This is a genomic window from Micromonospora sp. WMMA1996, from assembly GCF_002573675.1.
GTDB classification, from domain to species: domain Bacteria; phylum Actinomycetota; class Actinomycetes; order Mycobacteriales; family Micromonosporaceae; genus Micromonospora; species Micromonospora sediminicola.
This window is the reverse complement of the sequence record NZ_PDHU01000010.1, coordinates 55732-63237: the sequence shown is the minus strand read 5'-3', so window position 1 is coordinate 63237 and position 7506 is coordinate 55732. Positions and strand designations below refer to the sequence as shown.

The 7506-nt window shown below is 72.4% G+C and carries 8 protein-coding genes; 4 read left to right on the top strand and 4 right to left on the bottom strand.

Features of this window, described 5'->3' with window-relative positions; genetic code table 11:
* A partial coding sequence (locus tag COO58_RS29810; protein WP_255292819.1) for a DedA family protein occupies nucleotides 1-461 on the bottom strand: 461 nt, incomplete at its 3' end.
* Nucleotides 462-726: 265 nt separating this feature from the next.
* On the opposite strand from COO58_RS29810, the gene COO58_RS29805 reads away from it, so the two are divergent.
* Nucleotides 727-3582 carry an aconitate hydratase gene (locus COO58_RS29805; RefSeq protein WP_098747983.1) on the top strand — a complete coding sequence of 952 codons (2856 nt, stop codon included), beginning with the start codon at nucleotides 727-729 and terminating at the stop codon, nucleotides 3580-3582.
* A 97-nt stretch (nucleotides 3583-3679) separates the two neighbouring features.
* Here COO58_RS29805 and COO58_RS29800 read toward each other — a convergent pair whose 3' ends face one another.
* Nucleotides 3680-3994, bottom strand: a complete 315-nt coding sequence (locus tag COO58_RS29800) for a hypothetical protein (protein WP_013475922.1) — start codon at nucleotides 3992-3994, stop codon at nucleotides 3680-3682.
* Between the two features lie 88 nt (nucleotides 3995-4082).
* Between COO58_RS29800 and COO58_RS29795 the strand changes: the two genes are divergently transcribed.
* A complete protein-coding gene (locus COO58_RS29795; protein ID WP_098747985.1) occupies nucleotides 4083-4850 on the top strand; it encodes a DUF5753 domain-containing protein in 768 nt (255 codons plus the stop codon).
* Nucleotides 4841-5026, top strand: coding sequence for a DUF397 domain-containing protein (locus tag COO58_RS29790; RefSeq protein WP_098747986.1), 186 nt, complete (start codon nucleotides 4841-4843; stop codon nucleotides 5024-5026). The genes COO58_RS29795 and COO58_RS29790 overlap by 10 nt, the downstream gene beginning before the upstream one ends.
* A gap of 215 nt (nucleotides 5027-5241) precedes the next feature.
* On the opposite strand, the gene COO58_RS29785 is transcribed toward COO58_RS29790, so the two are convergent.
* Both COO58_RS29785 and COO58_RS29780 read right to left on the bottom strand, forming a co-directional pair.
* Entirely contained in the window at nucleotides 5242-5688 is a 447-nt protein-coding gene (locus COO58_RS29785) for an SRPBCC family protein (RefSeq protein ID WP_098748004.1), read from the bottom strand.
* A 118-nt stretch (nucleotides 5689-5806) separates the two neighbouring features.
* Complete coding sequence (locus COO58_RS29780; RefSeq protein WP_098747988.1) at nucleotides 5807-6538, bottom strand: SDR family oxidoreductase; 732 nt, start codon at nucleotides 6536-6538, stop codon at nucleotides 5807-5809.
* A gap of 95 nt (nucleotides 6539-6633) precedes the next feature.
* Here COO58_RS29780 and COO58_RS29775 point away from each other — a divergent pair, with 95 nt between their 5' ends.
* Nucleotides 6634-7476, top strand: coding sequence for a LysR family transcriptional regulator (locus tag COO58_RS29775; protein WP_098747990.1), 843 nt, complete (start codon nucleotides 6634-6636; stop codon nucleotides 7474-7476).
* Nucleotides 7477-7506 lie beyond the last annotated feature (30 nt).

Sequence of the window (7506 nt, the reverse complement as noted above, 5' to 3'; positions counted from 1 at the left end):
GCGGCCCGCCCGACGGAGAACAACAGGTAGGTGGTGCCGAAACGCCCAGACCAGACCGCCGCCGCCGCGTTCGCCACCAGGAACCGGCGGTACGGCACGTGCAGCGCCCCGGCCAGCGGGCCGGCGAGGATGCGCAGCAGCGCGACGAACCGCCCGAAGAAGACCGCCCAGACACCGTGACGGGCGAAGCTCTGCTCGGCGCGGGCCAGGTGCGCCGGGCCGAGGTGCTTGGGGAAGCGCCGGCCCAGCCGTTCGAGCAGCGGCCGACCGCCACGACGGCCCACGGCGTACCCGATGGAGTCGCCGACGATCGCGCCGGTCGCGGCGGCGATGGCCACCCACTCGGGCTGGACCACCCCGGTGGCGGCGAGCAGGGCGGAACTGACCAGCACGATCTCGCCGGGCAGTGGGATGCCCATGCTCTCGACGCCGATCACCCCGCCCACGATCAGGTAGATCACGCCCGGGGTAGCGCGGAGAGCCAGTGCTGCACGTCGACCACGCACCGACCCTACCCGCGCGACCTCGCCTCCCGAGGGCCCGAAGGACACGTGCGGACCCGTCGCCCGCCGGGAGCCCACCGCGTCCCGCACGCTGGCACGAGGTTGCGCGAATAGCAAGACGGACGTACGGTTTTGTAGAGACCGACGTAGGTAAGTGTCGCCTAAGCACGGCGGCGCCCCGGTCGGTGCGACAAACTGCTCAGGACTACTCACGGTCGCTGGTGTGAAGGAGTACGACGTGGCGAGCCTCGACACCTTCGGTGCGAAGACCCAGCTACGCGTCGGAGACGCGAGCTACGAGATTTTCAGGATCGACAAGGTGGAGGGCCACGATCGGCTGCCCTACAGCTTGAAGATCCTGCTGGAGAACCTGCTGCGGACCGAGGACGGCGCGAACATCACCGCCGACCACATCCAGCAGCTCGGCGCGTGGGACCCCACCGCCGACCCGAGCGTGGAGATCCAGTTCACCCCGGCCCGGGTGCTGATGCAGGACTTCACCGGTGTGCCCTGCGTCGTCGACCTGGCCACCATGCGCGAGGCGGTCCGCGACCTCGGCGGCGACGCCACCAAGGTGAACCCGCTCGCCCCGGCCGAGCTGGTCATCGACCACTCCGTCATCGCCGACCTGTTCGGCCGCGAGGACGCCTTCGAGCGCAACGTCGAGCTGGAGTACGAGCGCAACAAGGAGCGCTACCAGTTCCTGCGCTGGGGCCAGACCGCGTTCAACGAGTTCAAGGTCGTCCCGCCGGGCACCGGCATCGTGCACCAGGTCAACATCGAGTACCTGGCCCGTACGATCATGGAGCGCAACGGCCAGGCGTACCCGGACACGGTCGTCGGCACCGACTCGCACACCACCATGGTCAACGGCCTGGGCGTGCTGGGTTGGGGCGTCGGTGGCATCGAGGCCGAGGCCGCGATGCTCGGTCAGCCGGTCAGCATGCTGATCCCACGCGTCGTCGGCTTCAAGCTCTCCGGCGAGATGCCGGCCGGCACCACCGCCACCGACCTGGTGCTCACCATCACCGAGATGCTGCGCAAGCACGGCGTGGTCGGCAAGTTCGTCGAGTTCTACGGCCCGGGCGTGAGCGCGGTGCCGCTGGCCAACCGCGCCACCATCGGCAACATGTCGCCGGAGTACGGCTCGACCGTGGCGATCTTCCCGATCGACGCCGAGACCGTCCGCTACCTGGAGCTGACCGGCCGCGACGCGTCTCAGGTCGCGCTGGTCGAGGCGTACGCCAAGGAGCAGGGCCTCTGGCACGACCCGGCGCGCGAGCCGGAGTACTCGGAGCGCCTGGAGCTGGACCTCGGCACCATCGAGCCGTCGCTGGCCGGCCCGAAGCGCCCGCAGGACCGGGTGCCGCTGGGCAGCGCCAAGACGCTGTTCCGCTCGGCGCTGACCGACTACGTGGCCGCCGACGAGACCGGCGGCGACCCGGGTCGCAAGCCCGGCGTGCCGCAGCAGGAGAAGCCGTTCGGCACCGACGGTCCGGCCGACGAGGCCAGCGCCGAGTCCTTCCCGGCCAGCGATGCCCCGGCCAACGGCGTCAACGACCCGGCGGACGCGCCGCGCGACCTGGAGACCGCCGCCGTGGGCGCGGGCGGCCGGGCCACCAACCCGGTACGCGTGACCGGCGCCGACGGCGTCGAGTACGAGCTGGACCACGGCGCCGTGGTGATCGCCGCGATCACCTCCTGCACCAACACCTCGAACCCGCAGGTCATGATCGGCGCCGCGCTGCTGGCCCGTAACGCGGTGGAGAAGGGCCTGGCCCGCAAGCCGTGGGTGAAGACCACCCTCGCGCCGGGTTCAAAGGTCGTCATGGACTACTACGACCGCGCCGGCCTCACGCCGTACCTGGAGAAGCTCGGCTTCAACCTGGTCGGCTACGGCTGCACCACCTGCATCGGCAACTCCGGCCCGCTGCCGGAGGAGGTCTCCGCCGCCGTCAACGAGGGCGACCTGGCCGTCGTGTCGGTGCTGTCCGGCAACCGCAACTTCGAGGGCCGGATCAACCCGGACGTCAAGATGAACTACCTGGCGTCCCCGCCGCTGGTGGTCGCGTACGCGCTCGCCGGCACGATGGACATCGACCTGGCCAACGAGCCGATCGGTGAGGACTCGCAGGGCAACCCGGTGTACCTGCGGGAGATCTGGCCGAACACCGCCGAGATCCAGGACGTCATCGCCTCGGCGATCGGCGCGACCGGCTTCAGCTCCGCGTACGCCGACGTGTTCGCCGGCGACGAGCGCTGGCAGTCGCTGCCGACCCCGACCGGCGACACGTTCTCCTGGGACGGCGAGTCGACCTACGTGCGCAAGCCCCCGTACTTCGAGGGCATGCAGCAGCAGCCGACCCCGGTGCAGGACATCGCCGACGCGCGGGTGCTGGCGAAGCTGGGCGACTCAGTGACCACCGACCACATCTCCCCGGCCGGCTCGATCAAGGCGGACTCCCCCGCCGGCAAGTACCTGGCCGAGCACGGCGTGGCCCGGCACGAGTTCAACTCGTACGGCTCCCGCCGGGGCAACCACGAGGTGATGATCCGGGGCACGTTCGCCAACATCCGGCTGCGCAACCAGCTCGTCCCCGGTGTGGAGGGCGGCTTCACGGTCAACCACCTCACCGGCGAGCAGTCCTCGATCTACGACGCCTCGATGGCCTACCAGGAGGCGGGCGTCCCGCTGGTCATCCTGGCCGGCAAGGAGTACGGCTCGGGTTCGTCGCGCGACTGGGCGGCCAAGGGCACCATGCTGCTGGGCGTGAAGGCGGTCATCGCCGAGTCGTACGAGCGGATCCACCGCTCGAACCTGATCGGCATGGGCGTTTTGCCGCTGCAGTTCCCGGTGGACACCACCGCCGAGTCGCTGGGCCTGACCGGCACGGAGACGTTCTCGATCAGCGGCGTCACCGCGCTCAACGACGGCGACACCCCGCGCACGGTGAAGGTCACCACCGACACCGGCGTGGAGTTCGACGCCGTGGTCCGCATCGACACCCCGGGTGAGGCGGACTACTACCGGCACGGCGGCATCCTGCAGTACGTGCTGCGCCGCATGATCGCCAGCTGACCTTGGATGTAAGGAAGGGCCCCTTTTTAACAGCTCGCTGTTAAAAAGGGGCCCTTCCTCTACCCCAGGCGTTAATAAGGGGCCCTTCCTTACACCCTCAGCGCAGGCGGAGGGCGACGGCGCGCGCCTCGGCGTCGGTGAGCGGCAGGAACCACAGGAAGCGCCGCACGATCGCGATCGGGTCCGGGCCGTCGGGTCGGCCACGCAGGTCGCGGATGGCCTGCCGGGTGAGCCGGGAGAACTCGGGGATCATCGTGGCGCGGCGGGCCGCGTCGGTGGGCGCGGCCCGCAGGGTCGGGCACGGCCAGGGCTCACCGCAGCGGTCGCAGCGCCAGGCCGGACCACACGCGCGGTGGCCGGTCAGCGGCAGCACCACCCGGGGGTACGCCGATGTCGGTGTCGGTTCGGTCATGCCTCCACCGTGCCGATGGTGCCCGAACAATCACACAGCGTTGTGTAATCTCCTCCGGACGGTTCTTTTGCTCCGGGGAGGAACGGGCATGAACCATGCCTTCGTCACCGCGCTGGCCGGTGCCGGCCACACCGCCGAGAGCCTGGCGGAGCGGCTCGGCCTGCACCCGAAGACGGTGGCCCGGTGGGCGAACCCCGGGCACATCCCGCAGAGCCGGCACCGCGCGACTGTGGCGAATCTGCTGGGCCAGCCGATCGAGGCGCTCTGGCCGGACGCGATCCGCCGTCGCGAGCCGGTGTGGTTCCGCCCGTGGGTGGACATCGAACGCGAGGCGGTCGCGCTGCGCGCCTTCCAACTGGCGTGGGTGCCGGGCCTGTTGCAGACCGAGGCGTACGCCCGGGCCACATTCATCGGCCAGCCGCTGACCGCCGACGAGGTCACCGACCTGGTCACCGCCCGGCTGGACCGGCAGGGCATCCTCACCCGGGCGCGCGGGCCGCTGTACGTCGTGGTGCTCGACGAGCAGGTGCTGCGCCGCGCCGCCGCCGGCGACCGGGCATTGATGGCCGCGCAGGTGACCCATCTGCTCGCCTGCGCCGAACTGCCGAACGTGCAGCTCCACGTGGTGCCGGTGGACACGCCGACCTATCCCGGGCTGGACGGCCCGTTCGTCATCGCGGAGCTGCGCGACGGCACTCGGGTGGCGCATGTGGACAGCCAGGCCCGCGCGCAGATCATCGAGCAGCCCTCGGAGATTGCTACCCTGGAGCGTCGGTGGGAACGCATCCGGGGCGAGGCGCTGCCCCGCACGCGGACCCTGGAACTGCTGAGGGAAGCGGCGGCGGCATGGACCTGAGCGGCGCCCGGTGGCGCAAGAGCACCCGCAGCGGCGGCAACGGCGGCGACTGCGTGGAGGTCGCCGGCAACCTGCCCGGCGTGGTCGGCGTCCGCGACTCGAAGGACCCGGCCGGACCGGTGCTCACCTTCAGCCCGGCGGCGTGGACCCGGTTCGTGACGTCGACCCGCCGCTGAGCGGGTCACCCCAGGCACGTGGCGCACCCGCGAGCCGGCTGCGCCGGTGAACGGGTGGCACCATGACCGGGCAGCGCGGAGGTGGGCGGCAAGCTTGCCCTGCCCGACGGGAGACCCCTTCGCCGCTGCGTCCGGGGAGCAGGTCGCTGCCTCGTCGACGGTGGTGGTCTCGACCGTGCTCGCGGTGCCGGGCTCCAGGCTGAGCATCGACCGCGTCAGGAACGGGGATCGTTCCTCTTCCCCATCGACGCCTCGCCGTTCCAACCGGCCGACTCCAGCACGGCCTTGAGCCGGGCCAGGTCGGCCTCGACCAGCGCGGTGTCCCGCGCGAAGTCGGCGTCGCTCATGCCCGGTCCCCGCCGGAGGCTGAACACCACCTCGGTGCCATCGCCGTCGGCGATGGCGCGCAGCGGCACGTACACCGTCTCGCCGGACGGCGTCCGCACCTCGTGGTCGAGCACGCCGTAGTCGTTGGCCGGCGCGAACGTCAGCCCGGCCCGCCCCTCGGGCGTCTCGACGTACCAGTGCCCGCCCTCGCGCGTCACCGAGCCACCCAGGCCGGGCGCCCAGCGGGGCAGGTTGGCCGGGTCGGACGCGAACGCGTAGACCTCCGCGACCGGACGGTCGATGTGCACACTGAGGTGCCGGGACTGCGTGGCCACGCCGCCGATGATGGCACGCCCGTCCCGCCAGGGCCACGACCGCGGCCGGTCGCCACATAGGGTGTGCGCCGCGTCGGTCGCCACCGGCAACCCGGTCATGTGGTGCTGACCGGGCCGGTCACCACGGCACCACGCCCGCGTCCTCGAAGAAGCCGCCGGTCGGCCCGCCGTCGGGCAGCGTCGCCAACCGGATCGCGACCGCCGCGCCCTGCTGCGGCGTGCGCACCCCGCGGAAACCGTTCAGGTCGGTCGCGGTGAAGCCGGGGCAGGCGGCGTTGACCAGGATGTTCGTGTCGGCCAGCGCCCGGGCGTACTGGATGGTCACCGCGTTGAGCATCGACTTCGACGGCGCGTAGGCGACGGACAGCGGCCCGGTCTGCTGCTCGCCGGCGGAGGCGCTCTGCCGGGCGAGCGAGCCGACGCCGCTGGACATGTTGACGATCCGGGGCGACGCCGAGCGGCGCAGCAACGGCAGCGTCGCCTCGATGACCCGGACCACGCCGATCACGTTGACCTCGACCGCCGCCCGCACCGTCGCCACGTCGGCGCCGCCGGGCTGCTGCGACATCCCACCGGTCACGCCCGCGTTGTTGACCAGCACGTCGAGACCGCCGGCCTGCTCCTCCAGCAGGCGCGCGGCGGCGGTCACGCTCGCGTCGTCGGTCACGTCCAGCGGTACGCCGAACGCGTCCACGCCGGCCGCGCGCAGCGTCGCCACGGCGGTCTCCCGGCGCCCCTCGTCCCGGGCGCCGACCCCCACCCGCCAGCCGAGCGCCCCCAGGCCGGCCGCGATCTCGTACCCGATCCCCTTGTTCGCGCCGGTGACCAGCGCGACGGTGCGTTCGCTCATGCGGTCGATCCTGGTCGTGTCGCGATCGGGCGGCCAACACCGTCTCGGTAGCGTGCGATACCCGCCGGGTATCGATCCGGGGGTACGGTGGCCGGGTGGAGACCCGGGAGCTGCGCTACTTCGTCGCGGTCGCCGAGGAGCTGCACTTCGGCCGCGCCGCCCGTCGCCTCGGGATCGCCCAGCCTCCGCTGTCCCGGGCCATCCGCCAGCTCGAACGGCGGCTCGGGGTGACGCTGCTGGACCGCGACCACCGCGCCGTGGCGCTGACCCCGGCCGGCGCGGTGCTGCTGCGCGAGGGACGGGCCGCCCTGGACGCGGTGGCGGCCGCCGACCGCCGGACCCGTCGCGCCGCCGCGGACGGCGGTCCCGGCCTGGTCCTGGCCACCAAGGCGGGCGCGTCCCACGAGTTGCTGCCGAAACTGCTCGACGCGTACGCCGCGGAGCCCGAGGCGGTGGCCGTGGAGGTGCTGCTGTGCGGCATCGGCGAGCAGGAGCGGCTGCTGCGTGACGGACGGGCCGACGTGGCGCTGCTGCACCTCCCGTTCGACTCGACCGCCGGGCTGGACACCGAGGCGCTGGTGACGGAGCAGCAGGTGGCGGTGGTGCCGGCGGGGCATCCGGTGGCCGGCCGGACGCAGCTGCGGCTGGCCGACGTCGAGGCGCTGCCCGACCTGCCGTTGCCGCGCTGGCCGCAGCGCGACGGCACCTATCCCGAGGGACCGGGCCCCCAGGTCCGGGAGCACGCCCAGCTGTTCCAGCTCATCGCGCTCGGCCGGGCCGCGGCGGTGCTGCCGGAGTCGTGCCGGCCCCTGCTGCGCCCCGATCTGGCCGCCGTGCCGGTGCCGGACGCGCCCGCGGTGACCACCGTGATCGCGTGGCCGCCGCACAGCCGGTCGCGCGCCCTGGCGGCGCTGGTCCGCACCGCCACCCGCCTCTAGGCCCTCGGCAGGGGACAGCGCCGGCTCGGG

Excerpts from the sequence above, each read along its gene's own strand:
- COO58_RS29800 (WP_013475922.1), bottom strand. The coding sequence starts at position 3,994 with ATGACCGAACCGACACCGACATCGGCGTACCCCCGGGTGGTGCTGCCG.
- COO58_RS29795 (WP_098747985.1), top strand. The coding sequence starts at position 4,083 with ATGAACCATGCCTTCGTCACCGCGCTGGCCGGTGCCGGCCACACCGCC.
- COO58_RS29790 (WP_098747986.1), top strand. The coding sequence starts at position 4,841 with ATGGACCTGAGCGGCGCCCGGTGGCGCAAGAGCACCCGCAGCGGCGGC.
- COO58_RS29780 (WP_098747988.1), bottom strand. The coding sequence starts at position 6,538 with ATGAGCGAACGCACCGTCGCGCTGGTCACCGGCGCGAACAAGGGGATC.